Source organism: Burkholderia sp. RF4-BP95, assembly GCF_001521985.1.
GTDB lineage: Bacteria > Pseudomonadota > Gammaproteobacteria > Burkholderiales > Burkholderiaceae > Burkholderia > Burkholderia diffusa.
The window spans coordinates 240,235-265,505 of sequence record NZ_LOSX01000018.1; the positions used below are offsets into that span (position 1 = coordinate 240,235).

25 protein-coding genes are annotated in these 25,271 nt (G+C 66.6%); 18 read left to right on the plus strand and 7 right to left on the minus strand.

Features of this window, described 5'->3' with window-relative positions; genetic code table 11:
* Positions 1-65 precede the first annotated feature (65 nt).
* Genes WS46_RS05795 through WS46_RS05805 form a run of 3 tightly spaced genes read left to right on the plus strand, consistent with a single transcriptional unit; the run spans position 66 to position 1,242 of the window.
* The gene (locus WS46_RS05795) at positions 66-389 is read left to right on the plus strand and encodes a helix-turn-helix transcriptional regulator (RefSeq protein WP_059524698.1); all 324 of its coding nucleotides are present in this window, start codon (positions 66-68) and stop codon (positions 387-389) included.
* On the plus strand, positions 386-817 hold the full coding sequence (locus tag WS46_RS05800) for an SRPBCC domain-containing protein (protein ID WP_059689664.1): 432 nt from the start codon (positions 386-388) through the stop codon (positions 815-817). The genes WS46_RS05795 and WS46_RS05800 overlap by 4 nt, the downstream gene beginning before the upstream one ends.
* On the plus strand, positions 814-1,242 hold the full coding sequence (locus tag WS46_RS05805) for a DUF1801 domain-containing protein (protein WP_059689666.1): 429 nt from the start codon (positions 814-816) through the stop codon (positions 1,240-1,242). Before WS46_RS05800 ends, WS46_RS05805 begins: the two co-directional genes overlap by 4 nt.
* Positions 1,243-1,362: 120 nt before the next feature.
* Here WS46_RS05805 and acnA read toward each other — a convergent pair whose 3' ends face one another.
* The 5 genes from acnA to WS46_RS05830 all read right to left on the minus strand — a co-directional run bounded on the left by acnA (position 1,363) and on the right by WS46_RS05830 (position 8,518).
* On the minus strand, positions 1,363-4,080 hold the full coding sequence (gene acnA, locus WS46_RS05810) for an aconitate hydratase AcnA (protein WP_059524704.1): 2,718 nt from the start codon (positions 4,078-4,080) through the stop codon (positions 1,363-1,365).
* Between the two features lie 45 nt (positions 4,081-4,125).
* Positions 4,126-5,577 carry a bifunctional 2-methylcitrate dehydratase/aconitate hydratase gene (locus WS46_RS05815; protein WP_059689668.1) on the minus strand — a complete coding sequence of 484 codons (1,452 nt, stop codon included), beginning with the start codon at positions 5,575-5,577 and terminating at the stop codon, positions 4,126-4,128.
* 32 nt (positions 5,578-5,609) lie between these two features.
* A complete protein-coding gene (locus WS46_RS05820) occupies positions 5,610-6,119 on the minus strand; it encodes a hypothetical protein (RefSeq protein WP_059524708.1) in 510 nt (169 codons plus the stop codon).
* A 223-nt stretch (positions 6,120-6,342) separates the two neighbouring features.
* Positions 6,343-7,347 carry a CoA ester lyase gene (locus tag WS46_RS05825; protein ID WP_059689669.1) on the minus strand — a complete coding sequence of 335 codons (1,005 nt, stop codon included), beginning with the start codon at positions 7,345-7,347 and terminating at the stop codon, positions 6,343-6,345.
* 184 nt (positions 7,348-7,531) lie between these two features.
* The gene (locus WS46_RS05830; protein ID WP_044843799.1) at positions 7,532-8,518 is read right to left on the minus strand and encodes a malate dehydrogenase; all 987 of its coding nucleotides are present in this window, start codon (positions 8,516-8,518) and stop codon (positions 7,532-7,534) included.
* Between the two features lie 287 nt (positions 8,519-8,805).
* Between WS46_RS05830 and WS46_RS05835 the strand changes: the two genes are divergently transcribed.
* The 7 genes from WS46_RS05835 (at position 8,806) to gltA (ending at position 14,728) form a co-directional block, all read left to right on the plus strand.
* Positions 8,806-9,630 (plus strand): GntR family transcriptional regulator, encoded by an 825-nt coding sequence (locus WS46_RS05835; RefSeq protein ID WP_082721900.1) that lies wholly within the window; start codon positions 8,806-8,808, stop codon positions 9,628-9,630.
* A gap of 170 nt (positions 9,631-9,800) precedes the next feature.
* A complete protein-coding gene (sdhC, locus tag WS46_RS05840; RefSeq protein ID WP_059601793.1) occupies positions 9,801-10,217 on the plus strand; it encodes a succinate dehydrogenase, cytochrome b556 subunit in 417 nt (138 codons plus the stop codon).
* Positions 10,218-10,221: 4 nt separating this feature from the next.
* Positions 10,222-10,590: a succinate dehydrogenase, hydrophobic membrane anchor protein gene (sdhD, locus tag WS46_RS05845; protein ID WP_006399546.1), complete on the plus strand. Its 369-nt coding sequence runs from the start codon at positions 10,222-10,224 to the stop codon at positions 10,588-10,590.
* A gap of 3 nt (positions 10,591-10,593) precedes the next feature.
* Positions 10,594-12,369: a succinate dehydrogenase flavoprotein subunit gene (gene sdhA / locus WS46_RS05850; RefSeq protein ID WP_059524714.1), complete on the plus strand. Its 1,776-nt coding sequence runs from the start codon at positions 10,594-10,596 to the stop codon at positions 12,367-12,369.
* A gap of 21 nt (positions 12,370-12,390) precedes the next feature.
* The gene (locus WS46_RS05855) at positions 12,391-13,092 is read left to right on the plus strand and encodes a succinate dehydrogenase iron-sulfur subunit (RefSeq protein ID WP_059524716.1); all 702 of its coding nucleotides are present in this window, start codon (positions 12,391-12,393) and stop codon (positions 13,090-13,092) included.
* Between the two features lie 8 nt (positions 13,093-13,100).
* Positions 13,101-13,373: a succinate dehydrogenase assembly factor 2 gene (locus WS46_RS05860; protein WP_059450790.1), complete on the plus strand. Its 273-nt coding sequence runs from the start codon at positions 13,101-13,103 to the stop codon at positions 13,371-13,373.
* Positions 13,374-13,426: 53 nt separating this feature from the next.
* On the plus strand, positions 13,427-14,728 hold the full coding sequence (gltA, locus tag WS46_RS05865) for a citrate synthase (RefSeq protein WP_011881720.1): 1,302 nt from the start codon (positions 13,427-13,429) through the stop codon (positions 14,726-14,728).
* Between the two features lie 90 nt (positions 14,729-14,818).
* Here gltA and WS46_RS05870 read toward each other — a convergent pair whose 3' ends face one another.
* Positions 14,819-15,787 carry an AraC family transcriptional regulator gene (locus WS46_RS05870; RefSeq protein WP_059525641.1) on the minus strand — a complete coding sequence of 323 codons (969 nt, stop codon included), beginning with the start codon at positions 15,785-15,787 and terminating at the stop codon, positions 14,819-14,821.
* 71 nt (positions 15,788-15,858) lie between these two features.
* Here WS46_RS05870 and WS46_RS05875 point away from each other — a divergent pair, with 71 nt between their 5' ends.
* The 6 genes from WS46_RS05875 (at position 15,859) to iaaH (ending at position 22,371) form a co-directional block, all read left to right on the plus strand.
* A complete protein-coding gene (locus tag WS46_RS05875) occupies positions 15,859-16,248 on the plus strand; it encodes a VOC family protein (protein WP_059689672.1) in 390 nt (129 codons plus the stop codon).
* Positions 16,249-16,360: 112 nt separating this feature from the next.
* A complete protein-coding gene (locus WS46_RS05880; protein ID WP_059689675.1) occupies positions 16,361-17,614 on the plus strand; it encodes a DUF1479 domain-containing protein in 1,254 nt (417 codons plus the stop codon).
* A 231-nt stretch (positions 17,615-17,845) separates the two neighbouring features.
* Positions 17,846-18,604, plus strand: coding sequence for a dimethylarginine dimethylaminohydrolase family protein (locus WS46_RS05885; protein ID WP_059690188.1), 759 nt, complete (start codon positions 17,846-17,848; stop codon positions 18,602-18,604).
* A 101-nt stretch (positions 18,605-18,705) separates the two neighbouring features.
* Positions 18,706-19,170, plus strand: a complete 465-nt coding sequence (locus tag WS46_RS05890) for an Lrp/AsnC family transcriptional regulator (RefSeq protein ID WP_059524722.1) — start codon at positions 18,706-18,708, stop codon at positions 19,168-19,170.
* 139 nt (positions 19,171-19,309) lie between these two features.
* The gene (locus WS46_RS05895; protein ID WP_059689679.1) at positions 19,310-20,842 is read left to right on the plus strand and encodes an amino acid permease; all 1,533 of its coding nucleotides are present in this window, start codon (positions 19,310-19,312) and stop codon (positions 20,840-20,842) included.
* Between the two features lie 107 nt (positions 20,843-20,949).
* Positions 20,950-22,371 (plus strand): indoleacetamide hydrolase, encoded by a 1,422-nt coding sequence (iaaH, locus tag WS46_RS05900; protein WP_059689682.1) that lies wholly within the window; start codon positions 20,950-20,952, stop codon positions 22,369-22,371.
* Between the two features lie 32 nt (positions 22,372-22,403).
* On the opposite strand, the gene WS46_RS05905 is transcribed toward iaaH, so the two are convergent.
* Positions 22,404-23,309, minus strand: a complete 906-nt coding sequence (locus tag WS46_RS05905) for a LysR family transcriptional regulator (protein WP_059689684.1) — start codon at positions 23,307-23,309, stop codon at positions 22,404-22,406.
* A 138-nt stretch (positions 23,310-23,447) separates the two neighbouring features.
* On the opposite strand from WS46_RS05905, the gene WS46_RS05910 reads away from it, so the two are divergent.
* Together WS46_RS05910 and WS46_RS05915 are read left to right on the plus strand one after the other, a co-directional pair.
* On the plus strand, positions 23,448-24,830 hold the full coding sequence (locus WS46_RS05910; RefSeq protein WP_059689686.1) for an MFS transporter: 1,383 nt from the start codon (positions 23,448-23,450) through the stop codon (positions 24,828-24,830).
* 8 nt (positions 24,831-24,838) lie between these two features.
* Positions 24,839-25,237: a hypothetical protein gene (locus WS46_RS05915; protein WP_059689689.1), complete on the plus strand. Its 399-nt coding sequence runs from the start codon at positions 24,839-24,841 to the stop codon at positions 25,235-25,237.
* Positions 25,238-25,271 lie beyond the last annotated feature (34 nt).

Sequence of the window (25,271 nt, forward strand, 5' to 3'; positions counted from 1 at the left end):
CGCCTTGACGCGTATCGTTCGCCGGCTATGCTTCGATCCATAACCATCGGGTTATTGATTCGGACATGCACGACGCTCACGACCTGCTTTTCAGAACACTGGCCGATCCGACGCGCCGCGCGCTCTTCGAGCGGCTGTGCGAGGAGGGCGAGTTGACGGTCGCCGCGCTCACGGCCCATGCAGGCGTGTCGCAGCCGGCGGTATCGAAGCATCTGGGCGTACTGAAGCAGGCCGGGCTCGTGAGCGATCGTCACGAAGGCCGGCAGACGCACTACAGCGCGCAGCCGCAGGCGCTGACGCCGTTGATCGACTGGACCAGCCAGATGGCCGGCTTCTGGCAGAACCGGTTCGACGCTCTCGAAGATCTGCTCAAAAGGATGGATCAATGAACCAGGCCACTACCGAAACGCGTACCGTCGTCGTCGAACGGGAACTGTCGCATCCGCCGGAGAGGATCTGGCGTGCGCTCACGCAACCGCACCTGATCGAGGCGTGGCTGATGCAGAGCGACTTCGAGCCCGTTGCGGGCCGTGCGTTCAGCTTCCGCGCGGACTGGGGTTCGGTCGACTGCACGGTGCTGACGATCGAGCCGCAGCGCGTGCTGTCCTATACATGGGCCGCGTATGGCCTGGAAAGTGTCGTCACGTGGACGCTCACGCCGACGGCGGGCGGCACGCTGCTGCGCATGGAGCAGGCCGGCTTCCGCGCGGATCAGGAACAGGCGTATCGCGGGGCGCAGCACGGGTGGGTGCGATTCTTCGAGTCGCTCGAACAGGTGCTGGCGCGGCCAGATGGAGAACCGGAGGCCGGGGCATGAGCGCGCCGGACCTGGAGCCGTCGGCACGCATCGACGCGCTGATCGCGGGAATCGCCGACTGGCGAGGCAAGACCTTCGCCGAACTGCGCGAGACGATCCGTGCCGCCGAAGACGGCATCGTCGAGGAATGGAAATGGATGGGCAGCCCGGTGTGGTCGTGCGACGGAATGATCGCGGTCGCGAACGCGCACAAGGGCAAGGTGAAGCTCACGTTCATGCACGGCGCGCACCTGCCCGATCCCGACGGGCTGTTCAATGCCGGCCTCGACGGCAATGCGCGGCGCGCGATCGATTTCCTCGAAGGCGACACGCTCGACAAGCGCGCGCTGAAGCGCCTCGTTCGCGCGGCGATCGACTACAACCGCGCGCACCTGAAGAAGAACGTGCGGGCGGGGGCCAAGGCACGCGGCGACAAGGCCGCATGACGTACCGCCGATATCGCGCTCCCGCCGCGCGCGCATAAAAAAAAGCCCGACACGAGGTCGGGCATCCAAATCGGCCGCAACCGCCGCGAGGCGGCTGCGGCACCTGCAAAAGCAGGACGCTTACGCTGCGAGCAGCGAGCGCAGCACGAACGGCAGGATACCGCCGTGCTTGTAGTAGTCGACTTCGATCGGCGTATCGATGCGCAGCAGCACCGGCACGCGGGTCGCTTCGCCGTTCTTGCGGTGGATCACGAGCGTGACGTCCTGCTGCGGCTTGAAGTCGTCGCCGAGGCCTTCGATGTCGTACGTCTCTTCACCGGTGATGCCGAGCGACTGGACGCTGTCCGCGCCCTTGAACTGCAGCGGCAGCACGCCCATGCCGACCAGGTTCGAACGGTGGATCCGCTCGAAGCTGCGTGCGATCACGGCCTTCACGCCGAGCAGTTGCGTGCCCTTCGCGGCCCAGTCGCGCGACGAGCCCGTGCCGTACTCTTCGCCTGCGAACACGACGGTCGGCGTGTCGGCCGCGACGTACTGCATGGCCGCGTCGTAGATCGACTGCTGTTCGCCGCTCGGCTGGTGGATCGTCAGGCCGCCTTCGACGCGCGTGCCGTCCGCCTTCGCCGGGATCATCAGGTTCTTGATCCGCACGTTCGCGAACGTGCCGCGCATCATCACGTCGTGGTTGCCGCGGCGCGAGCCGTAGCTGTTGAAGTCGGCCTTCTGCACGCCGTTCTCCTTCAGCCACTTGCCTGCCGGCGAGTCTTCCTTGATCGAGCCTGCCGGGCTGATGTGATCGGTCGTGACCGAGTCACCGAAGATGCCCAGTGCGCGCGCGCCCTTGACCGTCGGGATCGACGCGGCCGGCTCCATCGAGAAGTCGTTGCCGAAGAACGGCGGCTCGGCGATGTAGGTCGACTTCGGCCAGTCGTAGACCTGGCCCGTTTCGCCCTCGATCTTGCTCCAGAGGTCGCCCTTCTTGGTCAGCTTCGAGTAGTTGTCCTCGAACTTCTTCGGGTCGAGCGCGAACTTGAGCAGCGCGTGGATTTCATCGCTGGTCGGCCAGATGTCGCCGAGGTAGATGTCGTAGCCGTCCTTGCCCTTGCCGACCGGCTCGGTCATCAGGTCGCGCGTGATGTTGCCGGCGATCGCGTAGGCGACGACCAGCGGCGGCGACGCGAGGAAGTTCGCGCGGATGTTCGGGTGGATGCGCGCTTCGAAGTTACGGTTGCCCGACAGCACCGCAGCCGCGACGATGTCGTTCTTCGTGATCGCTTCGTTCAGTTCCGGCGTCAGATCGCCCGCGTTGCCGATACAGGTCGTGCAGCCGTAGGCGGCGACTTCGAAGCCGAGCTTCGCGAGGTAGGGCAGCAGGCCCGTCTTCGTCAGGTATTCGGTGACGATGCGCGATCCCGGCGCGAGCGACGTCTTGATGTGCGGCGCGACGGTCAGGCCGGCTTCGACGGCCTTCTTCGCGAGCAGGCCGGCGGCCAGCAGCACGCTCGGGTTCGACGTGTTCGTGCACGACGTGATCGCGGCGATCAGCACGTCGCCGTTCTTCACGTCGACGCCGTTGCTCGTCGTGTATTGCGCGTTCAGGTCGTCCGCCTTCTTCGCGAAGCCGTTTTCCGCGACCGGCTTCGAGAACAGGTCGGTGAACGTCGACTTGACGTTGCCGATCTCGATGCGGTCCTGCGGGCGCTTCGGGCCGGCCAGCGACGGGGCGACCGTTGCCAGGTCGAGCGTCACCGTCTTCGTGTAGTCGATGTCGCCGGCCTTCGGAATGCCGAACAGCTTCTGGGCCTTGAAGTAGTTTTCGAACGCGGCGATTTCCGCCTTCGTGCGGCCCGTGCCTTCGAAGTAGTCGATCGTCTTTTCGTCGACCGGGAAGAAGCCCATCGTCGCGCCGTATTCCGGCGCCATGTTGCCGATCGTCGCGCGGTCCGGCAGCGACAGCGACTTCGTGCCTTCGCCGAAGAACTCGACGAACTTGCCGACGACCTTCTCCTTGCGCAGCATTTCGGTGATCGTCAGCACCAGGTCGGTGGCCGTCACGCCTTCGCGCAGCTTGCCCTTCAGCTCGACGCCGACGACGTCCGGCGTCAGGAAGTACACCGGCTGGCCGAGCATGCCGGCTTCCGCCTCGATGCCGCCCACGCCCCAGCCGACCACGCCGATGCCGTTGATCATCGTCGTGTGGCTGTCCGTGCCGACGAGCGTGTCCGGGTAGTACACGGTGTCGCCGCCGTCCGCCTTCTTGTGGACGCCGCGCGCGAGATACTCGAGGTTCACCTGGTGGACGATGCCGACGCCCGGCGGCACGACCTTGAACGTGTCGAACGCCTGCATGCCCCACTTCATGAACTGGTAGCGCTCGTTGTTGCGCTGGAATTCCAGCTTCATGTTCAGGTCGAGCGCGTCCTTCTGGCGGAAGTAGTCGATCTGGACCGAGTGGTCGACGACGAGATCGACCGGGACCAGTGGCTCGATCTTCTTCGGGTTCTTGCCCGAACGCTCTGCCACACCGCGCATGGCCGCGATGTCGGCGAGCAGCGGCACGCCCGTGAAGTCCTGCAGCACGACGCGCGACACCACGAACGGAATCTCGTCGACGCGCTTGGCGGTCGGCTTCCAGTTCGCGAGCTGCTCGATGTGTTCTTCGGTGATCTTCTTGCCGTCGTAGTTGCGCAGCACGGACTCGAGCACGATACGGATCGACACCGGGAGGCGTTCGATCTTCGTCTTCAGTTCCTTGCCGAGCTGCGGCAGCGAGTAGAACTTGCCTTTGCCGGAACCGCTGTCGAATTCCTTGAGGGTCTTGTGGAGATTGTGGGCCATGGTGATTTTCCTGGGTTTAAGGCTAGGAAACAAAGAGTCCTGGTGCTAAATCACATACAAGTCGACGTACTCATCGACCGGCATCGCTTCGAGCTTTGCCTGGTCCAGCGACACGTCGAGAATCGCTTGTTGCTGCTTTGCCGGGAAACGGCGGGCGAGGTTGGTCCTGAACTTCTCGACCAGGAGCGGGATGCCGTCCGCACGGCGTCGCTGATGGCCGATCGGGTATTCGACCGCCACTTCGGCAAGCTTCGACCCGTCCGCGAATTCGATCGTCAGCGCATTCGCGATCGATCGTTTGGCCGGGTCATGGTAATCCTTCGTGAACTGCGGATCCTCGACGCACACGGTTTTCGCGCGCAGCGCGTCGATGCGCGGATCGGCGGCGACCGCGTCTTCGTAATCGGCCGCGGTCAGCCGGCCGAACAGCAGCGGCACGGCAACCATGTACTGGATGCAGTGGTCGCGGTCGGCCGGATTGGCGAGCGGCCCCTGCTTGTCGATGATGCGGATCGCGGCCGCGTGCGTGCGGATCGTGATCCGGCTGATCTTGTCGGTGTTGCGGCCCGCCGCGGCGAGCTGCGCGTGCAGTTGGAGCGCGGCCTCGGCGGCCGTCTGCGCGTGGAATTCGGCGGGGAACGCGATCTTGAACAGCACGTTCTCCATCACGTACGTGCCGTACGGGCGCTGGAAGCGGAACGGCTGCCCGCCGAACAGCACGTCGTAGAAGCCCCAGGTTTTCGCGGTGAGCGCCGACGGGTAGCCCATTTCACCCGTTTTCGCGATCAGCGCGAGGCGCACCGCGCGGGACGTCGCGTCGCCGGCCGCCCACGACTTTCGCGAACCGGTGTTCGGCGCGTGGCGGTACGTGCGCAGCGCCTGGCCGTCGACGAATGCGTTGGATACCGCGTTGATCAGCTCGTCGCGCGTGAGGCCGAGCAGGCGGCCGACGACGGCCGTCGACGCAACCTTGACGAGCAGCACGTGGTCGAGACCGACCGCGTTGAACGAATTCTCGAGTGCGAGGCAGCCCTGGATCTCGTGGGCCTGGATCATCGCGACGAGCACGTCGCGCATGGAAAGCGGCTTCCTGCCGGCCGCGACGGCCGTGCGGGACAGCCAGTCGGCCGTCGCCAGGATTCCGCCGAGATTGTCGGACGGATGACCCCATTCGGCGGCGAGCCAGGTGTCGTTGAAGTCCAGCCAGCGGATCATCGCGCCGATGTCGAAAGCGGCCTGGACGGGATCGAGCTGGAAGGACGTGCCGGGCACCTTCGCGCCGTTCGGCACGATCGTGCCGGGCACGACGGGGCCGAGCAGCTTGGTGCAGGCCGGGTAGGACAGCGCCTCGAGTCCGCATCCGAGCGTGTCGATCAGGCAATGACGCGCCGTCTCCAGCGCGAGCGCGCTGTCGATTCCGGTGTTCAGCACGTAGTCGACGATATCGACGAGTACCGTATCCGGAGCGGGGCGGACGTTGGAGACCGAGGCGGACATCGAGGGGCCTGGGAGCGTGAAGACGCGGGCGCTTAGTTCGTTGCCGGCTTCAGTTCGTTCGATTGCGTCGGAGCCGGCGTGCCTTGCGCCATTTCCGGCGTCACGCATTCGTCGGCGAGACGCTCGCCGCCGTTGGCATCGCTGAACAGCATCGCCTTGCTCGGGATCACGACCAGCTTGAAGCCCGCGGCCGGATCGTAGAACGTGTCGGCGCCCGTCGTCGTGGCCTGACGCGGCAGCTTGTAGTTCTTCTTCGCCCAGTGAACCGTGACGACCTGGTCACGCTTCATGTCGCCGGCGAGGTCGAACGACAGGCCGTCCTTGCACGCCCACTTGGCTGCGCCGTCCGGTACCGGATCGACCTTGGCCGCGGCACGCGCCTGCGCCTTCTTGCTGCGCGGAACGATGCGCTTGGCCGGCGCCGGGCGCTTGGCCGTCTTCTTCGCGGTCGTCGCCGTATCCTGGGCGAACGCGCTCGGAGCCGACACCAGCATCGTGGCGGACAACGCGCCGATGGCGGTAGCGATCAGGAGTTTCTTCATGGAGTCAGAACCTTTCGATAATCAGTTGACAAGGGCCGGCGGCAGACACCGTCGGCCGGTTTGAAACTGCACGCGCCCCGGAAGCGCGCAGCGGCCGCTATTTTCACCTATTTGGCCGCGCATATTTCAGGTTTTCGGGCTCCGTTACGTTTTTTGTCGTTTCGCAAACCTGTCGCGGGTTCACGCTCCGGTGATTCGATGAAATGCGTGTGTCGGCGCGCGCTCACCGCGCGTCTCCGGCGGCCGGGCCGAACAGCGGCGCGGCTTCGGCCGGCACCGGCTGGCCGGTCGCCCGTGCGCGGCGCAGCACCGACCAGTAATAGCGGTAGCTCGCGCGGTCGTGCAGTGTATCGCCGTGGCGCGTCGGGCCCCAGTCGGCGGCCTGCGCGGCCAGCAGGATCTCGGCGGCCAACGCGACTTCATCGGTGCGCGGCGCGAATGCGTCGACGATCGGGCGGATCTGCGCGGGATGGATGCTCCACATCCGCGTGAACGCGAATTCGTCGCGTGCGCGACGCGCGTCGCCGGCGACGACGGCCATGTCACGTACCTCCGTCGTCACGTTGTGCGACGGCGTCTTGCCATGCGCGTGGCAGGCGGCGGCGATTTCCAGCTTTGCACGGCGCACGAGCGGGTGGTCGAACTGGCCGGGCGAGCGCATCGCCGCATCGGGAATCGCGCCGTGATGCGCGGACACGAAGTCCATCAGCCCGAAGCTGAGCGTGCCGACCAGCGGCAGCGCGGCGAGGGCGGCCGCCTGCGCGAGCGCGCCGTGCGTCTCGACCAGCACGTCGACCGGGATCGGCTGCGCGAGGCCCAGCTCGCGGCGCGTGCCTTCGATGAACGCGACCATCTCGGCCGCGTCCGCGGCGCTCGCGATCTTCGGCAGCGTGACGTAGGCCGGCGCGCGCGCGGCGCGCAGCACGATGCGCACGTCGTCGCGCCAGTGGGGATGGGAAAAGTCGTGGATGCGGACGCCGACACGCCCGAAGCGGTTTTCGGCGCTGCCGAGAAATTCGGCGACGAGCTGCGCGTGCGCGGCTTCCTGGCCGACGGCCGCGCCGTCCTCGCAGTCGAGCGTGATGTCGAACACGGGGCCGAGTTCGGCCTGGAGCGCGAGCGACTTGCGCATCAGCTTCTCGCTGCCCGCGTAGTGATCGCAGCAGGGCAGGATCGCGGGCGGGGACGCCCCGTCGTACAGCACTTGTGCAGGAGTGAGCGCGGACATCTCTTCTACGTCAAGGAGGCGGGCAACGTGGAGAAAATCGGATTCGGGCGCGTTCTGGGCCGGCGCGCGGGGCGCCTGGAGCGGCAAAACGTGCCCGGATCGGATCGGGCGGCGGGGCCGGCTGCCGGCCCGCCGCCCGTGCCGTGACCGGACCGCCCGGAGGCGGCCCGGCCGTGCAGTCTGCTTAGTTCTTCAGCAGGTGAGCGACGCCGTCGCGCTCTTCGAGCAGTTCGGCCAGCGTGCCGTCCATCTTCTCGCGCGAGAATGCGTCGATTTCGAGGCCTTCGACGCGCTTGTACTCGCCGTTTTCGCACGTGACGGGCACGCCGTAGATGATGTCTTCGGGGATGCCGTACGAGCCGTCCGACGGGATGCCCATCGTGACCCACTTGCCGTTCGTGCCGAGGACCCAGTCACGCACGTGGTCGATCGCCGCGTTCGCCGCCGACGCTGCCGACGACAGGCCGCGCGCTTCGATGATCGCCGCGCCGCGCTTGCCGACGGTCGGGATGAACGTGTCGCGGTTCCACACGTCGTCGTTGATCAGCTTCAGCAGCGACTCGCCTTCGACGGTCGCGAAGCGGAAGTCGGGGTACATCGTCGGCGAGTGGTTGCCCCACACGGCGAGCTTCTCGATCGATGCGACCGGCTTGCCCGACTTCGCCGCGAGCTGCGACAGCGCGCGGTTGTGGTCGAGGCGCAGCATTGCCGTGAAGTTCTTCTTCGGCAGATCCGGCGCCGACTTCATCGCGATGTACGCGTTGGTGTTCGCCGGGTTGCCGACGACCAGCACCTTCACGTCGCGGCTCGCGACTTCGTTCAGCGCGGCGCCCTGGACCGTGAAGATCTCGGCGTTCGCCGACAGCAGGTCCTTGCGCTCCATGCCCTTCGAGCGCGGACGCGCACCGACCAGCAGCGCGACGTCCGCATCCTTGAATGCAACCTTCGGATCGTCGGTGATCACGACGCCCGCGAGCAGCGGGAACGCGCAATCGTCGAGTTCCATCACGACGCCTTTGACGGCGGCTTGGGCTTGCGGGAGGTCGAGCAGTTGCAGGATGACCGGCTGGTCCTTGCCGAGCAGGTCGCCGTTCGCGATGCGGAACAGCAGGGAGTAAGCGATTTGACCTGCGGCGCCGGTGACGGCAACGCGCTTTGCGGGCTTAGCCATTGAAAATCTCCAGGACGGGTGAAGCGGTGGACGCTAGGCAAAACGCCATTCTATGCGCGTTACGCGTAGCGTTGCATTGAAGCAGGGCGGAGGACTCGCGAAAGGCAGACGCGGTGAACCTGGAGACGGCCGTGGCACGTAGCCGGGGACGCGTTTTGCACCCGCGAACCCTTGCTCGCCCCGGAGTGTAGGAGCCGGCGGGCCCAAAGTCAACGGTATCATATGTCTTATATAAGACAGATGTTTTGCGGAATTTGAGTGGACGGAAAAGCGCGGTTTGTGATGAAATGCGCGCCATGACATCGAACCAGGCGAACAACGCGAATCCGACCGGCGCAGGCGGCCCAGGGCAGCCGGGCGCGGCCGATTCCGTGCCGGCGCCTGCCGCTTCGCCGTCGCCGACCTTCAGTCCGTTATACCAGCAGATCAAGTCATTGATCACGCAAAGCCTGGAATCCGGCGAGTGGAAGCCGGGCGAGATCATCCCGAGCGAAGTGGAGCTCGCGGCCCGTTACAAGGTCAGCCAGGGCACCGTTCGCAAGGCGATCGACGAACTGGCCGCCGAAAACCTGGTGGTCCGGCGGCAGGGCAAGGGCACTTTTGTTGCAACGCACAACGAGGATCGCGCGCAGTTCCGCTTTCTGCGACTGCTGGCCGACGACGGTGCCGAGCATCCGCACGTGAGCCGCCTGCTCGAATGCCGGCGCCTGCGCGCGCCGGCCGAGATCGCGCGGCAGCTCGACCTGAAGCCGGCCGACCCGGTCGTGCAGGTGCGCCGCCTGCTGGAGTTCGAGAACGAAGTGACGGTGCTGGACGAGATCTGGCTGCCGGGCGCGATGTTCCGCGGGCTCACGTTCGAGCGGCTGAGCGAGTACAAGGGGCCGCTCTACGCGATGTTCGAGACGGAGTTCGGCACGCGGATGATCCGCGCGACGGAGAAGATCCGCGCGGTGGCGGCGGAGCCGGCGGTGGCCGACCTGCTGCACGTGCCGGCGGGTTTTCCTTTGCTGTCGGTGGAGCGTGTGTCCTATACATACGGAGACCGGCCGGTGGAAGTGCGACGCGGCTGGTATGTCACAACCGGGTATTACTATCAGAATGACTTGAGCTGACGACGTATCGGCACAAGCAGCGTGCGTGCGCGCTTCCCATGTTCGCGTAGCACGTTTCGGGCCGCCTTTATTCCCGTTCGCGTAATGATCCAGAGCAGACTTTCGCTGCAGCGCGATATAAAAAGGCGCTAAAATCGCGGATTAGTGTGACAACATAGTAGGGGTCTAGCATGACTGACGCAGTAAGAAAGCCGAGGCCGGAATACCGGAACATCGGATTCGGCGATATCACGATGAAATATCGCATGCCCTTGGCGGCGATATTGTCGATCCTCCATCGAGTCAGCGGCGCGCTGCTGTTCCTGTTCCTGCCGTTCCTGCTGTTCCTCTTCGATCAGAGCCTCACCTCCGAGCTCAGCTTCGAAGTCTTCAAGGCTTTCCTCTCCAACATCGTCGTCAAGCTGATCGTCCTCGCGTTGTCCTGGGCGTTCCTCCACCATTTCTGCGCCGGCATTCGCCACCTGCTGATGGACGTCAATCACGACGCCGTCTCGAAGGAAGGCGGCAAGCGGACGGCCGTCGTCGTCTTTGTCGTCTCGATCGCCCTGACGATCGCCATGGCACTCAAACTGTTCGGAGCATTCTAAGAAAATGGCAGCCAATAACCGAATCGGCTCGAAGCGCCTCGTCGTCGGCGCTCACTACGGCCTGCGCGACTGGCTCGCGCAGCGCGTCACCGCCACGATCATGGCGGTCTACACGGTCATTCTGCTCGTCCTGTTCTTCGGCGCGCATGACTTCTCGTACGAAGGCTGGGCATCGATCTTCTCCGCGCAATGGATGAAGCTCGCGACCTTCGTGACGCTGCTTTCCCTCTTCTACCACGCATGGGTCGGCGTGCGCGACATCTGGATGGACTACGTGAAGCCCGTCGGTGTGCGCCTGCTGCTGCAATCGCTGACCATCGTCTGGCTGCTCGCATGTGCGGGCTACGCCGCGCAGATTCTCTGGAGAGTGTAAAGAATGGCTGCAATCAAAACTTCCCTGCCGCGCCGCAAGTTCGACGTGGTGATCGTCGGCGCGGGCGGCTCGGGCTTGCGCGCAGCGCTGCAACTGTCGCGCGCGGGCCTGTCGGTCGGCGTGCTGTCGAAGGTGTTCCCGACCCGTTCGCACACGGTGGCCGCACAGGGCGGCATCGGCGCGTCGCTCGGCAACATGAGCGAAGACAACTGGCACTTCCACTTCTACGACACGATCAAGGGTTCCGACTGGCTCGGCGACCAGGACGCGATCGAGTTCATGTGCCGCGAAGCACCGAACGTCGTGTACGAACTGGAACACTTCGGCATGCCGTTCGACCGTAACGCGGACGGCACGATCTACCAGCGTCCGTTCGGCGGCCATACCGCGAACTACGGCGAGAAGCCGGTCCAGCGCGCTTGCGCGGCCGCCGACCGTACCGGTCACGCGCTGCTGCACACGCTGTACCAGCAGAACGTCGAAGCGAAGACGCAATTCTTCGTCGAATGGATGGCGCTCGACCTGATCCGCGACGCGGACGGCGACGTGCTCGGCGTGACGGCCCTCGAGATGGAGACGGGCGACGTCTACATCATGGAAGGCAAGACGACGCTGTTCGCGACGGGCGGTGCAGGCCGGATCTTCGCGGCGTCGACCAACGCGTTCATCAACACCGGCGACGGCCTCGGCATGGCTGCGCGCTCGGGCATCGCGCTGCAGGACATGGAGTTCTGGCAGTTCCACCCGACCGGCGTGGCCGGCGCGGGCGTGCTGATCACCGAAGGCGTGCGCGGCGAAGGCGGCATCCTGCGCAACGCGAACGGCGAGCGCTTCATGGAACGCTACGCACCGACGCTGAAGGATCTGGCGCCGCGTGACTTCGTGTCGCGTTCGATGGACCAGGAAATCAAGGAAGGCCGCGGCGTCGGTCCGAACAAGGACCACGTGCTGCTCGACCTGTCGCACATCGGCGCCGAGACGATCATGAAGCGTCTGCCGTCGATCCGCGAAATCGCGCTGAAGTTCGCGAACGTCGATGCGATCAAGGAACCGATCCCGGTCGTCCCGACGATTCACTACCAGATGGGCGGCATCCCGACCAACATCCATGGTCAGGTCGTCGGCACGTCGCGCGGCCACAAGGATCCGGTCAACGGCTTCTACGCAGTGGGCGAGTGCTCGTGCGTGTCCGTGCACGGCGCGAACCGCCTCGGCACGAACTCGCTGCTGGACCTCGTGGTGTTCGGCCGTGCGGCCGGCAACCACATCGTCGAGCACGTGAAGAACCAGAAGGAACACAAGCCGCTGCCGGCCGATGCAGGCGAATTCTCGCTGGCACGTCTGAACAAGCTCGACAAGTCGACCTCGGGCGAGTACACGCAGGACGTCGCCAACGACATCCGCGCGACGATGCAGAAGCACGCAGGCGTGTTCCGCACGTCGGCACTGCTGAAGGAAGGCGTCGACCAGATGGCCGGCCTGAAGGCACGCGTGGAAAACATTCACCTGAAGGACAAGTCGAAGGTGTTCAACACCGCGCGCGTCGAAGCGCTCGAGCTGGAGAACCTGATCGAAGTCGCCCGCGCGACGATGGTGTCGGCGGAAGCGCGCAAGGAAAGCCGCGGCGCGCACGCACACAGCGATTACGAACATCGCGACGACGACAACTGGCTGCGCCACACGCTGTGGTACAGCGAAGGCGATCGCCTCGACTACAAGCCGGTTCAAATGAAGCCGCTGACGGTCGACTCCGTGCCGCCGAAGCCGCGCACGTTCTAAGCCGAGTCAAAGGAATCCGAAATGGCAAAACGCATTTTTGAAGTCTACCGCTACGATCCGGACAAGGACGCGGCGCCGCGCATGCAGACGTACGAGCTCGAGATCCAGCATGAGCGCATGCTGCTCGACGCACTGGTCAAGCTGAAGGCCGTGGACGAGACGCTGTCGTTCCGCCGCTCGTGCCGTGAAGGCGTGTGCGGTTCCGACGCGATGAACATCAACGGCAAGAACGGTCTGGCGTGCCTGACGAACCTGAACGAGCTGCCGCAGAAGATCGTGCTGCGCCCGCTGCCGGGCCTGCCCGTCGTGCGCGACCTGATCGTCGACATGACGCACTTCTTCAACCAGTATCACTCGATCAAGCCGTACCTGATCAACGACGCGCCGCCGCCGGAGAAGGAACGTCTCCAGTCGCCGGAAGAACGCGACGAGCTCGACGGCGTGTACGAGTGCATTCTGTGCGCGAGCTGCTCGACGTCGTGCCCGAGCTTCTGGTGGAACCCGGACAAGTTCGTCGGCCCGGCCGGCCTGCTGCAGGCTTACCGCTTCATCGCCGATAGCCGCGACACCGCCACCGGCGAGCGTCTCGACAACCTGGAAGACCCGTACCGTCTGTTCCGTTGCCACACGATCATGAACTGCGTCGACGTTTGCCCGAAGGGCCTTAACCCGACGAAGGCGATCGGCAAGATCAAGGAACTGATGGTTCGTCGCGCGGTTTGAAGTTTGTGATGAGCGACGATTCGCATCAATCCGACCCGCACCGTCGCGCGCGCCTCCGCTGGCGCGCGCGGCGGGGTCTGCTGGAAAACGACATCGTATTCGAGCGTTTCTTCAGCAGATACGAGCATGACCTCACCGATGCAGACGTAGGCGCGTTGTCGCGCCTGCTCGATCTGAGCGACAACGACCTGATGGACTTGCTCCTCGCGCGCAAGGAACCAGAGGGCGACCTAGACAGCCCGGACGTTCACCGGCTGTTGGAGATGCTGCGCAACGTGTAACGCGTTACGCCCGTTATCGAATCCCGTTTCTTTATTTCGATTGAGGATGTGCCATGACTCCGTCTGATGTTAAAGCCACGCTATCGTTCAGCGACAATTCGCCGAGCGTCGAAATGCCGATCTACAAGGGTACGATGGGCCCGGACGTGATCGACATCCGCAAGCTGTACGGCCAGACCGGCAAGTTCACTTACGACCCGGGCTTCATGTCGACGGCTTCGTGTAATTCGGCGATTACGTACATCGACGGCGACAAGGGCGAACTCCTGTACCGCGGTTATCCGATCGACAACCTCGCGCAGAACGCCGACTTCCTCGAGTCCTGCTACCTGCTGCTGAAGGGCGAACTGCCGAACGCGGCGCAGAAGAAGGAATTCGTCGACACCGTCACGAAGCACACGATGGTGCACGAGCAGATGCACTTCTTCTTCCGTGGCTTCCGCCGCGACGCGCACCCGATGGCGATCCTGGTCGCCGCAGTCGGCGCGCTGTCCGCGTTCTACCACGACTCGCTCGACATCAACGACCCGCGTCACCGCGAAGTGTCGGCGATCCGCATGATCGCGAAGCTGCCGACGCTCGTCGCGATGGCATACAAGTACAGCATCGGTCAGCCGTTCGTGTATCCGAAGAACTCGCTGTCGTACAGCGCGAACTTCATGCACATGATGTTCTCGAACCCGTGCGAAGAGTACAAGGTCAACGACGTGCTCGTCCGCGCACTCGACCGTATCCTGATCCTGCACGCCGACCACGAGCAGAACGCTTCGACGTCGACGGTTCGTCTGGCCGGCTCGTCGGGCGCGAACCCGTTCGCGTGTATCGCAGCCGGTATCGCATGTCTGTGGGGCCCGGCGCACGGCGGTGCGAACGAAGCCGCGCTGAACATGCTCGAGCAGATCGGTTCGCCGGACAACATCCCCGAATTCATCAAGCAGGTGAAGGACAAGAATTCGGGCGTGAAGCTGATGGGCTTCGGTCACCGCGTGTACAAGAACTACGACCCGCGTGCGAAGCTGATGCGCGAAACGTGCTACGAAGTGCTGAACGAACTCGGCCTGCACGACGACCCGCTGTTCAAGCTCGCGATGCAGCTCGAGAAGATCGCGCTGGAAGACGAATACTTCGTGTCGCGCAAGCTGTACCCGAACGTCGACTTCTACTCGGGTATCGTTCAGCGCGCGCTGGGCATCCCGACGTCGATGTTCACGTGTATCTTCGCGATGGCACGCACGGTCGGCTGGATCGCACAGTGGAACGAAATGATCGCGGATCCGGAACAGAAGATCGGCCGTCCGCGTCAGCTGTTCATCGGCGACACGCCGCGCGAAGCGAAGCCGCTCAACGCACGTTGAGTCGTGCGCGGCGCGAACGGCCGCAAGGCCGCTCGCGTCCGGCAATCGCAACGCCCCGACACCCCGGTGGGTCATCCCGCCGGGGTGTTTTCATTTGCGCGGCCGAACGGCATGGCGTTCCAGCGACGGCGGCCGCGTGTCGAGCGGTGGCGGCGCGCCGGCGTCGGGCGCGTGGCCATGCCGCGCGAAGAACTGCCGGTATGCGCCGGGCGTCATCCCGCGCGCGGCGAGGAACTGGCGGTTGAAGTTCGCGGCATTCGGAATGCCGCAGCGCGCGGCGACCGTCGCGATCGGCCAGTCGGTGCCGACCAGGTGGCGGCACGCATGCGCGAGCCGCAGCCGCTGCACGTAGCGGCCGACACTTTCGCCGAGGTGCCGCACGAACAGCCGCTGCAGCGTGCGTTCGGACATGTGCGCGACGGCGGCGAGCGCGTCGATGCGCAGCGGCTCATGGAAGCGCCGGTCGATCGCGTCGAGCACGCGGTCGAGGCGTTCGGCTTCGGGCGCGGCCGAGTCGGCCGATGACGCGGCGGCGTCGGGCCGGCCGTAGGCCTGGGCGGTGGCGAGCGGTTCGCCGCCGGCTTCAGCGAGATCGGCGAGCGTGTCGAGTGCGGCCGCGAGGCGGACGCGCGGCGATGAGTCGAGCAACTGCGGCAAGCGTGCGCGCATCGCTCGGGCCGTCTCGGCGTCGAACGCGAGACCGGGCGCCGCGCGACGCAGCAGCGAGCGCAGCGGCGCGTATTCGGGGCAGCAGTCGGCCATGCGCCGTGCCCAGTCGCCGTCGAACCAGACGACGAGCGCGACTTCCGGCGCATCACGATCGATGCGCGCATTCGACGACCACGTGTGCGGCAGGTTGGGCGGGACGAGCACCAGGTCGTCGTCCCCGTAACGGGCGACATGATCGCCGACGAAGCGCCGGCCTCGGCTGTTCAGCGTCAGCGTCAGTTCGTACTCGGGATGTCGATGCCATTCGAACGGAATGTGCGCGAGTTGACGGTGATACACGCGAATCGAACAGCCGGGGGCGAACGTCACATGCTCGTATTGCGGCTTCATCGCGACCTCCGGTCGAGCGGGGCAGCGCGCCGTGGCATGATCGTGATCGATCGTCACGACGGAGCGATGCCATGTTTTCACATGTTTGCGTGGGCGTCAGCGATACCGCGCGCGCGTACGACTTCTACGCGCCGCTGTTCGCGGAACTCGGGCTGCGTCTGAAGTTCAGCGAGCCGGACGGCTGGTCGGGCTGGATGCCGGCCGATGCCGACCGGCCGCTGTTCTTCTTCGGCCCGCCCCTCGACGGCCGCGCGCCCGAACCGGGCAACGGCCATACGATCGCGTTCGACGTGCCGACGCGCGTGCGGGTCGACCGCTGTCATGCGCTCGCGCTGCAGCACGGCGGCACCTGCGACGGGCCGCCGGGGCTGCGGCCGCACTATCACGCCGACTACTACGGCGCGTATTTCCGCGACCCGGACGGCAACAAGCTGTGCGTGGTCTGCCATCGTCCCGAGTAGCGGGTGGTTGTCAGGATTGTATCGATAGTTGACCGGATAGTGTCGATGACGCCGCCGCGTCGGCCGTACGCTGAATGCTCGACACGACATACGATTCAGCGAGGAGACGACGATGCACCTGACGATTGACGATCTGCCGGCCGCGATCCGCACGGCGAAACGGGCGCTGCGCGCCGATCTGCCCGGTTACGCGGCCACGTTCCGCGAGCTGGAGGGCGATATCGCGCGGCAGGTCGACGCGATCCGCCGCGCGCACGCGCAAGGCCGCGACGTGATCCCGGTGCTGCGATTCGCGGATATCGCGAACGATACCGTCGATCCGCGGGCGATCGCCGCGATCCGTGCGCATGGCGCGGCGGTGATCCGCGGTGTGTTCGACGCGCAGCAGGCGCGCGACTGGAACGACGAGATCGGCGCCTATCTGGACGCGAACCGCTTCGCCGAGCGGCTGCATGCGCGCGCCGAGGACCGTTACTTCGGCAACCTCGCGTCGGGCAAGCCGCAGATTTACGGCGTCTACTGGTCGAAGCCGCAGGTGGCGGCGCGCCAGTCGCCGGCCCTCACGCGGGCACGCGTGTTCCTGAACCGGCTGTGGCGTCATGCGGACGGCGCGCGCACGCATTTCGATCCCGACCAGGTGCCGGCCTACGCGGACCGGATCCGCCGCCGGCCACCGGGCTCGACATCGCTCGGGCTGTCGCCGCACGTCGACGGCGGCTCGGTCGAACGCTGGCTCGGCGCGAATTTCCGGCAGGTCTACCGCCACGTGCTGGCCGGCCACTGGCACGATTACGATCCGTTCGACGCGGCGTTCCGCTCGGACGTCGAGGAGATTCCGTCGCCGGCCGTGTGCTCGATGTTCCGCACGTTCCAGGGCTGGACCGCGCTGACGCCGCAAGGGCCCGGCGACGGCACGCTGCAACTGATCCCGGTTGCGAACGCGATGGCGTACGTCGTGCTGCGTGCGCTGCAGGACGACGTCGCCGACGACGACCTGTGCGGCGCGCGTCCGGGGCGCGCGCTGTCGGTCCTGCCCGAATGGCATGCGCTGCTGCTCGACGCGCTGGTGCCGATCCCGCACATGGAGCCGGGCGATGCGGTGTTCTGGCATGGCGACGTCGTGCATGCGGTCGAGGATGCGCATCGCGGCAGCGGCGACAGCAACGTGATGTACATCGCGGCCGCGCCCGGTTGTGCGAAGAACGATGCGTACCTCCAGCGCCAGCGGCTCGCGTTCCTGCGCGGCGACAGCCCGCCCGATTTCCCGGCCGATCATTTCGAGGTCGATTTCGACGGACGCGGCGGCGAGGGCGATCTGACGGCGCTGGGGCGTGCGCAAATGGGGTTCGCGCCTGTCGCCGCATGACGGATGCAGCGCACGGACGCGTCGGTCGCTCCGGCACCCGCGTACGGTGCGTTCACGCCGCGCACGCCAGCCGTCTGCCGAATCCGCTGCGTCACGCACGCAATTCGACGCGATCGGCTGCGGGCGCGCCCGAATTCGACGCGAATTGCGCAATTTGGCTTCCGATAATGGTCCGGACACAACGCAGCTGCCCGGTGCGCCGCACGGGGCAGCGTGACCATGGAGGAGTCGATGCAATTCACGCAAGCGATCGTTCGCCGTCCCGCGCCGTCGTGCGGCGCGGGTCTCACCACCGCCGCGCTCGGCGCGCCCGACTACGACAAGACGCTCACGCAGTTCCACGCATACTGCGACGCGCTGCGCGGCCTCGGTGTCGAACTGACCGAACTGCCGCCGCTGGACGCGTTTCCCGATTCGCACTTCGTCGAGGACGTCGCGGTCGTCACGCCCGAATTCGCGGTGATCACGCGCCCCGGCGCACCCGCGCGGCGCGGCGAGACGGCGCATATCGAAGCGGCGCTCGGTGCGCATCGCGACCTGCTGCCGATGCAGGCGGGCCGCCTCGACGGCGGCGACGTGATGCTCGTCGGCAAGCGCTTCTACATCGGCCTGACGAGCCGTACCGATGCCGAGGGCATCGCCGCGTTCGAGTCGCTGGTGTCGCGCTACGGCTATTCGGTCGTCGCGGTGCCGGTCGGCGCGGGCCTGCATCTGAAATCGGTGGTCAACGCGCTCGGCGACGACACGCTGCTCGTGACCGAGGCGCTGGCCGCGCATCCGGCGTTCGCCGACTATCGCCGGATCGCCATCTCGGCCGCCGATGAATACGCGGGCAATACGCTGCGCGTGAACGGCACGCTGATCACACCGGCCGGCTACCCGCGCGTGCACGATGCGATCGGCGCGCTCGGGCTGCCGCTGCACGTGATCGACACGAGCGAGTTCCGCAAGATGGACGGCGGCCTGACCTGCCTGTCGCTGCGCTTCTAGCCGATTGGCGCGCCGCCGCTTCGGCCGGATAATGTGGCCCCCGCGCGGAACTGGAGGAGACGCTCCGCGCGCCAGCCACCACCCGACCGGAGCGAACGCGGATGACCGACAAGAAGATGCAGCTCGACAAGATCGACCTCCGGATCCTCGATATCCTGCGCACCGACGGACGGATTTCGTACCGGAAGCTGTCGGAGCTCGTGAACCTCACGCCGCGCCCATGCCAGGCACGCGTGGAGCGGCTCGAGGCGCTCGGCGTGATCGAAGGCTATCGCGCGGTGATCAAGGCGCCTCGCGCGACCAAGCCGATCGTCGTGATCGCGCAGATCGTGCTGGCCGACCACGGGCGTTCGCAGGCGCCGTTCGAGGACGAGATGCGGAACAACCCGGCGGTGCTCGACTGCTGGCTCGTCAGCGGCACGTTCGATTTTCTCGTGCGGCTCGCGTGCGAGGATCTCGACGAATACCGGCGGATCGCGAACATGTGGCTGGAAAGTCAGCGGTTCCGGATCGAGAAGATCGTGACGACGGCCGAGCTGCAGGCGATCAAGCGCAGCGTCGTCTGACGCGGCCGTGCGCGTCCGGGCCGCCGGCATCGGACGCGCGGCCCGGCGAACGGGACCGTTCTTCGACGCGAATAACCGGGCCGATCGATTGGTATTCCGAATCAATTGGATCGGCCCGAATCCAATCAGGGTGAACACTATGGATGCTATGCAAGCGGCAGTGGAGACGGCCGCGCCGTCCGGAACGGCGCTGAAGCGCCGGCTGCAGAGCCGCCACATCGCGATGATCGCGATCGGCGGCTCGATCGGCACGGGGCTGTTCGTCGCGTCGGGCGCATCGGTCGCGCAGGCGGGGCCGGGCGGCGCGATCGCCGCGTATGTCGCGATCGGGCTGATGGTCTACTTCGTCGTCACCGGGCTCGGCGAGATGGCCGCGCTGATGCCGGTGTCGGGCTCGTTCGCGATCTACGGCGAGAAGTACGTCGACGAAGGCTTCGGTGTCGCGCTCGGCTGGACCTACTGGTACAGCTGGGCGGTGACGATCGCGATCGAACTCGTCGCCGGGCAGATCGTGATGCGCTACTGGTTTCCAGCCGTGCCGGGCGTGTGGTGGGGCGCGGGCTTCCTGGTGCTGATCTTCCTGCTGAACACGCTGTCGGTGCGCGGCTTCGGCGAATCCGAATACTGGTTCTCGCTGATCAAGGTCGTCACCGTGATCGCGTTCATCGCGGCGGGGTTGCTGATCGCGGCGGGCCTGCTCGGCAACGGGCACCCGGTCGGCTGGCGCAACTTCAGGACCGGCGATGCGCCGTTCGTCGGCGGCGTGCACGCGATGATGAGCGTCGCGCTGATCGCGGGCTTCTCGTTTCTCGGCACCGAGCTGGTCGGGATCACGGCCGGCGAATCGGAAAACCCGCGCAAGACGATCCCGCGCGCAGTGAAGCAGATCTTCTGGCGGATCATGCTGTTCTACGTGCTCGCGATCTTCGTGATCGGCCTGCTGGTGCCGTACACCGACCCGAACCTGCTGAAGAGCGACGTGACCGACATCGGCGTGAGCCCGTTTACGCTCGTGTTCAGCCATGCGGGCTTTCCGCTCGCCGCGGGCGCGATGAACCTCGTGATCCTGACGGCCGTGCTGTCGGCCGGCAACTCCGGCACGTATGCGGCCACGCGGATGCTGTACAACCTCGCGGCGGAGGGCCGTGCGCCCGCGATGTTCGCGACGCTGTCGCCGGGCGGCGTGCCGCGCAACGCGCTTTACGCGACGATGGCAGTGGGCGGCCTGTGCTTCCTCACGTCGCTGACCAACAACCAGCGCATCTATCTGTGGTTGCTCAATACGGTCGGCATCACCGGTTTCATCGCGTGGCTCGGCATCGCGGTCTGCCACTACCGGTTCCGCAAGGGCTTTCTGAAGCAGGGCTACCGGCTCGATCAGCTGCCGTATCGCGCGAAGTGGTTCCCGTTCGGGCCGTTGTTCGCGATCGCGGTCTGCATCGTGATCTCGCTCGGGCAGGATTACCAGGCGTTCTTCGCCGCTCGCATCGACTGGATGGAAGTGCTGTCGATCTATGTGTGGATCCCGCTGTTCGTCGCGATCTGGTGGGCGTATCGTCGCGCGCGCAAGAGCCGGCTCGTGCGGTACGAGGAGATGGAGATCGGGCCGTGGCTGACGCGCCCGGTCGGCGACGCGGGGGAAACGCGCGAGCGGTCGTCGCGCGGCGCGTAGCGTGCATGCGGCCGCGGGCCGGGATACCATCGCGTTCGCGCAGCGTGCCGGACAGGGCCTCCGGCACGTCGCGCGTTTCCCGATCGATTCCGCGTCCAGCACACAACATGACAATACAGCCGAACCGCGTTTCTTCCTCTTCATTCGTTTCCGCCGCCAGCGTGCGCGAGCTTGCCGATGCCGTGCGCACGGCCGAACGCCGCGCTGTCGATCTGGCCGACGACGCGCTCGCGCGTCTCGCATCGATCGCGCCGCTCAACGCGATGGTGCACGTCGATGGCGAACTCGCGCGCCGCACGGCCGAGCACGTCGATGCGCGCGTCGCCCAGGGCGACGTGTTACCGCTTGCCGGCGTGCCGTTCGTGATCAAGGACAACCTCGATACCGCCGGGATGCCGACGCTCGGCGCGAGCCCGGCGGTGAACGGCTATCGGGCGGCCTCGGACGCGCTGACCGTGCGGCGCCTGCTTGACGCCGGCGCGGTGCCGCTCGGCAAGGCGAACATGCACGAGCTTGCGTTCGGCATCACGAGCGGCAACCGGCACTTCGGCGCGGTCGGCAATCCGCAGGATCCGCGGCGTATCGCCGGCGGGTCGAGCGGCGGCACGGCGGCGGCCGTCGCGGCCGGTATCCCGTTCGGTCTCGGTACCGACACGGGCGGCTCGGTGCGGATTCCGGCCGCATTCTGCGGCGTCTACGGATTGCGGCCGTCCGCGCAGCGCTATTCGGCGCACGGCGTGCTGTCGCTGTCGCCCACGCGCGACACGGTGGGGCCGATCGGACATGGCATCGACGATCTGCTGCTGCTCGACGCGGTGCTGACGCGCGACGACAGCATCGCGACCGCACCCGAATGGCCGCAGTTGCGTATCGGCGTGCCGGGTGCACCGTACTTCGACACGCTCGATCCGGGCGTCGCGACCTGCATCGAGCGTGCGCTCGCGTCGTTCGCGGCGGCCGGCGCGACGCTCGTGCCGTTGCCGGCGATTCCGCTGCACGAGGCCAGCGAAGCATGCGGCTTTCCGCTCGTCGGATACGAGGCGAACCAATACTGGCGCCGCTTCGCGGCGGAACGGCTCGGCATCCCGTTCGACACGTTCGTCGAGCGGATCGCGAGCGACGACGTGCGCGCGATCTTCCGGTCGTTCGTGTCCGCGCCGGTCGATGCGCAGGCGTATGCGGACGCGATCGCGTGCCGTCGGCGTCTCGTGCGCTGGTACGACGACGCGTTCGGTACGCCGGTCGACTGCATCGCGATGCCCACGGTGCCGGGCGAGCCGCCGTCGCTCGACGACACGGCCGCGATGACCGCCGCGCAGGATGCCGCGCTGTTCGCGCGTGTCGCACGCCAGACTTCGCCGGCGACGCTCGCCGGCGTGCCGTCCGTCTCGATCCCGGCCGGACGTTCCCCGCAAACGGCGCTGCCGGTCGGGCTGATGCTGGAAGGGCCATGGGGCGGCGATCGCCGTCTGCTCGCGATCGCCCGGCAGATCGACGCGCTGCTGCGGGACGATGCGGCGCGCGCGTGAGTCGCCGCGCGCCTGCCGCGATCACGCCGGGTTCAGGCGAGATATGCCTTCATGAAGTCGACCCATGCACGTACTTTCTGCGGCACATGCGGGGTCGACGGGTACAGCGCATAGACGGCCTGCGGCGGAAACCGGTAGCCGGGGAGCGCATCGACCAGCGCGCCGCTCGCGAGATCGTCGCGCACGAGCCATTCGGGCAGCAGCGCGACACCGCTGCCTTGCCGCGCGAGCACGCGCAGGACCGACGCGTTGTCGACCACGACGCGCGGCTTGGCACCGGGCCGGAACGCGTGCGGGTTGCCGTCGCGATCGGCGAGCGGCCACGTGGCGATGCGCTCGAGCCGCGTATGGCCGAGCTGCGGCAGCCGGGCGAGCGTGTCCGGCGACTCGATGTGCGACAGGCCGGCCGCGGCGAGCAGTGATGGCGCGATCACGGGCCGCACTTCGTACGTCGCGAGGCACGCGCCGCGGTACGGCAGATCCTGGAACTGTTCGAGGCGGCCGAGCCGGATCGCCACGCCGACGCGCTCGCGCACGAGATCGACCTGCGACGCATGCGTTTCGAGCCGCACGCGCAGCGCGGGATGCCGCTGCATGAACGTGTGCAGCGCGGGGGCGACGACCATCGTCCCGTACTCGACGGTCGACGTCACGCGCAGCACGCCGTGCATCCCGCCATGCTCGCTGCGCGCGTCCTCGATCGCGCTTTCGGCTTCCTCCAGCACGCGCAGGCAGCGCGCATGGAAGCGCTCGCCCGCGTCGGTCAGCTCGACGCGCCGCGTGGTGCGCGTGAGCAGGGTGACGCCGAGCTCGGCTTCCAGCTGCTTGATGTTGAAGCTCACCGCGGCCCGGGCCTGGTTCAGCTGGGCGGCGGCGGCCGTAAACGACCCTGCTTCCACGACGGCGCGGAAGACGGCGAAACGATCGAGACTCACCATGGCGTGTCGGATCCGAGACGGAAAACCGACATGGTGCCCTGATTGTCAAAATTTTTCGACCAGTCCTGCCGTCCGGCCGGGCTTATCGACGTGCGCGGCGAACCTTACACTGCGGCGTTTCGTTCGTCTTCCGCCGCCATGACCGATCGCTCGAAAATCGCCGCCGTCTACCTGCTCGGGTTCGCGATCGACCTCGCCAACATGTTCGTCATCAACGCCGCCTATCCGACGATCCAGCGCGAGCTGCACGCGTCGGTCGCGCAGCTGGCGTGGATCGGCAACGCGTACGTGCTCGGGCTGACGGTCGTGATCCCGCTCGGTACGTGGCTCGCGCGCCGCTTCGGCGAGCGCCGGCTGCTGATCGCGTCGCTGCTGCTGTTCGCGCTCGGCAGCCTCGGCGTCGGCCTGTCGGCGTCGATCGGCGCACTGCTGGCATGGCGGCTGATCCAGGGGCTCGGCGGCGGATTGCTGATCCCGGTCGGGCAGACGATGGCCTATCGTGCGTATCCGCCCGATGCGCGGGCGCATCTGACGTCGATCGTGATGATGGTCGCGCTGCTCGTGCCGGCGCTGTCGCCGGCGCTGGGCGGCGTGGTCGTGGATCGCGTGTCGTGGCGGGCGATCTTCTTCGGAATGCTGCCGCTCGCCGCGGTCACGAGCGTGCTCGCGTTCGCGTGGCTGCCGGCCGACGAACCGGACGGCAGCCCGCCGGCGCTCGACGTGCGCGGCCTCGGGCTGAGCGCCGCGGCGCTCGTTGCGCTGCTGCTCGGCCTGACGTTCGCGGGACAGCCGGGCGCGGGCCGCGACGCGTTCGTTCCGCTCGCGATCGCGCTCGTCGCCGGTGGTGCGTATGTCGCGCACGCACGCAGAGCTGCCGCGCCGCTGCTCGACCTGCGCCTGGTTGCGCAGCCGCTGCTGCGGATCGGGCTGATCGTCTACCTGTGCGTGCCGGGCGTGTTTACCGGCGTGAACCTCGTCGCCGCGCTGTATCTGCAGAACGCGCTCGGGCTCAGTGCGACGCATACGGGCGCGCTGATGGTGCCGTGGGCGTTCGCGTCGTTCGCCGCGATCGCGACGACGCGCCGCTGTTTCCCGAAGTGGGGGCCGAAGCCGCTGTTCATGTGCGGGATCGCGATCGACGCGTTCGGGATCGTGTTACTCGCGACCCCGCTTGCCGGTTTCGAGGCCGGGCGCGTGCTCGCGTTCGTCGCGATGGGGCTCGGCGCCAGCATGTGCACGAGCACGTCGCAAAGCGCGGCGTTTCTCGATGTCCCCGCCACGCGAATGGGCGACGCAAGCGCGCTGTGGAACATCAATCGGCAACTGAGCTTCTGTCTCGGCGTCGCGGTGCTGGGCAGCGCGTTGAATTTCCTGCTGTCGATGCACGGGGACGACGGGCGGCTGCCGTACCAGCAATGTTTCGGCCTGGCTGCGCTGGCGACGCTGCTGCCGCTGCCGTTCGTCGCGCGCCTCGCCGCGCACCGTGCGCCCGCCGGGCGTGCGGCTTCTCAACGTTCGTGAGTTTCGAGATGAATTCGTCAAACCCGTTTTTCCAGGAAGTGGTCGACGCACACGTCGACATCGAGCAATGGTTGTCCGGCAGCGCGGCGCGCGACGGGCTCGCGCCGCTGCTCGCGCGCTTTTCGCGGGACTTCTCGATGATCTCGCTGCACGGGCATGCGCTCGACTACGCGGATATCGACATCCTGTTCTCGCGCGGCTTCGGCGCGCGGCCCGGCCTGCGGATCGCGATCGACGAACTGCAGGAAGTGAGCACGTGGCAGGGCGGCTCGACGATCGCCTATCGCGAGACGCAGACCGACGCGGCAGGGCGGCGAACCGTGCGCCGTTCGACCGTCGTGTTCGAGCGCGACGCCGATGGCCGCATCGGCTGGCTGCGGCTGCACGAGACGCCGGTGACGGGCTGAGCGTTACCCGCAACGCCTGACGCCGCCGCGCGGC

Coding starts and splice junctions, on each gene's coding strand:
- WS46_RS05795 (WP_059524698.1), top strand. CDS start 66: ATGCACGACGCTCACGACCTGCTTTTCAGAACACTGGCCGATCCGACG.
- sdhC (WP_059601793.1), top strand. CDS start 9,801: ATGACTGACGCAGTAAGAAAGCCGAGGCCGGAATACCGGAACATCGGA.
- WS46_RS05825 (WP_059689669.1), bottom strand. CDS start 7,347: ATGTCCGCGCTCACTCCTGCACAAGTGCTGTACGACGGGGCGTCCCCG.
- WS46_RS05895 (WP_059689679.1), top strand. CDS start 19,310: ATGGATGCTATGCAAGCGGCAGTGGAGACGGCCGCGCCGTCCGGAACG.
- WS46_RS05880 (WP_059689675.1), top strand. CDS start 16,361: ATGCACCTGACGATTGACGATCTGCCGGCCGCGATCCGCACGGCGAAA.
- WS46_RS05915 (WP_059689689.1), top strand. CDS start 24,839: ATGAATTCGTCAAACCCGTTTTTCCAGGAAGTGGTCGACGCACACGTC.
- WS46_RS05835 (WP_082721900.1), top strand. CDS start 8,806: ATGCGCGCCATGACATCGAACCAGGCGAACAACGCGAATCCGACCGGC.
- WS46_RS05905 (WP_059689684.1), bottom strand. CDS start 23,309: ATGGTGAGTCTCGATCGTTTCGCCGTCTTCCGCGCCGTCGTGGAAGCA.
- sdhA (WP_059524714.1), top strand. CDS start 10,594: ATGGCTGCAATCAAAACTTCCCTGCCGCGCCGCAAGTTCGACGTGGTG.
- WS46_RS05890 (WP_059524722.1), top strand. CDS start 18,706: ATGACCGACAAGAAGATGCAGCTCGACAAGATCGACCTCCGGATCCTC.
- sdhD (WP_006399546.1), top strand. CDS start 10,222: ATGGCAGCCAATAACCGAATCGGCTCGAAGCGCCTCGTCGTCGGCGCT.
- WS46_RS05875 (WP_059689672.1), top strand. CDS start 15,859: ATGTTTTCACATGTTTGCGTGGGCGTCAGCGATACCGCGCGCGCGTAC.
- WS46_RS05885 (WP_059690188.1), top strand. CDS start 17,846: ATGCAATTCACGCAAGCGATCGTTCGCCGTCCCGCGCCGTCGTGCGGC.
- acnA (WP_059524704.1), bottom strand. CDS start 4,080: ATGGCCCACAATCTCCACAAGACCCTCAAGGAATTCGACAGCGGTTCC.
- WS46_RS05860 (WP_059450790.1), top strand. CDS start 13,101: ATGAGCGACGATTCGCATCAATCCGACCCGCACCGTCGCGCGCGCCTC.
- WS46_RS05830 (WP_044843799.1), bottom strand. CDS start 8,518: ATGGCTAAGCCCGCAAAGCGCGTTGCCGTCACCGGCGCCGCAGGTCAA.
- WS46_RS05855 (WP_059524716.1), top strand. CDS start 12,391: ATGGCAAAACGCATTTTTGAAGTCTACCGCTACGATCCGGACAAGGAC.
- WS46_RS05805 (WP_059689666.1), top strand. CDS start 814: ATGAGCGCGCCGGACCTGGAGCCGTCGGCACGCATCGACGCGCTGATC.
- WS46_RS05910 (WP_059689686.1), top strand. CDS start 23,448: ATGACCGATCGCTCGAAAATCGCCGCCGTCTACCTGCTCGGGTTCGCG.
- WS46_RS05870 (WP_059525641.1), bottom strand. CDS start 15,787: ATGAAGCCGCAATACGAGCATGTGACGTTCGCCCCCGGCTGTTCGATT.
- WS46_RS05815 (WP_059689668.1), bottom strand. CDS start 5,577: ATGTCCGCCTCGGTCTCCAACGTCCGCCCCGCTCCGGATACGGTACTC.
- iaaH (WP_059689682.1), top strand. CDS start 20,950: ATGACAATACAGCCGAACCGCGTTTCTTCCTCTTCATTCGTTTCCGCC.
- WS46_RS05820 (WP_059524708.1), bottom strand. CDS start 6,119: ATGAAGAAACTCCTGATCGCTACCGCCATCGGCGCGTTGTCCGCCACG.
- gltA (WP_011881720.1), top strand. CDS start 13,427: ATGACTCCGTCTGATGTTAAAGCCACGCTATCGTTCAGCGACAATTCG.
- WS46_RS05800 (WP_059689664.1), top strand. CDS start 386: ATGAACCAGGCCACTACCGAAACGCGTACCGTCGTCGTCGAACGGGAA.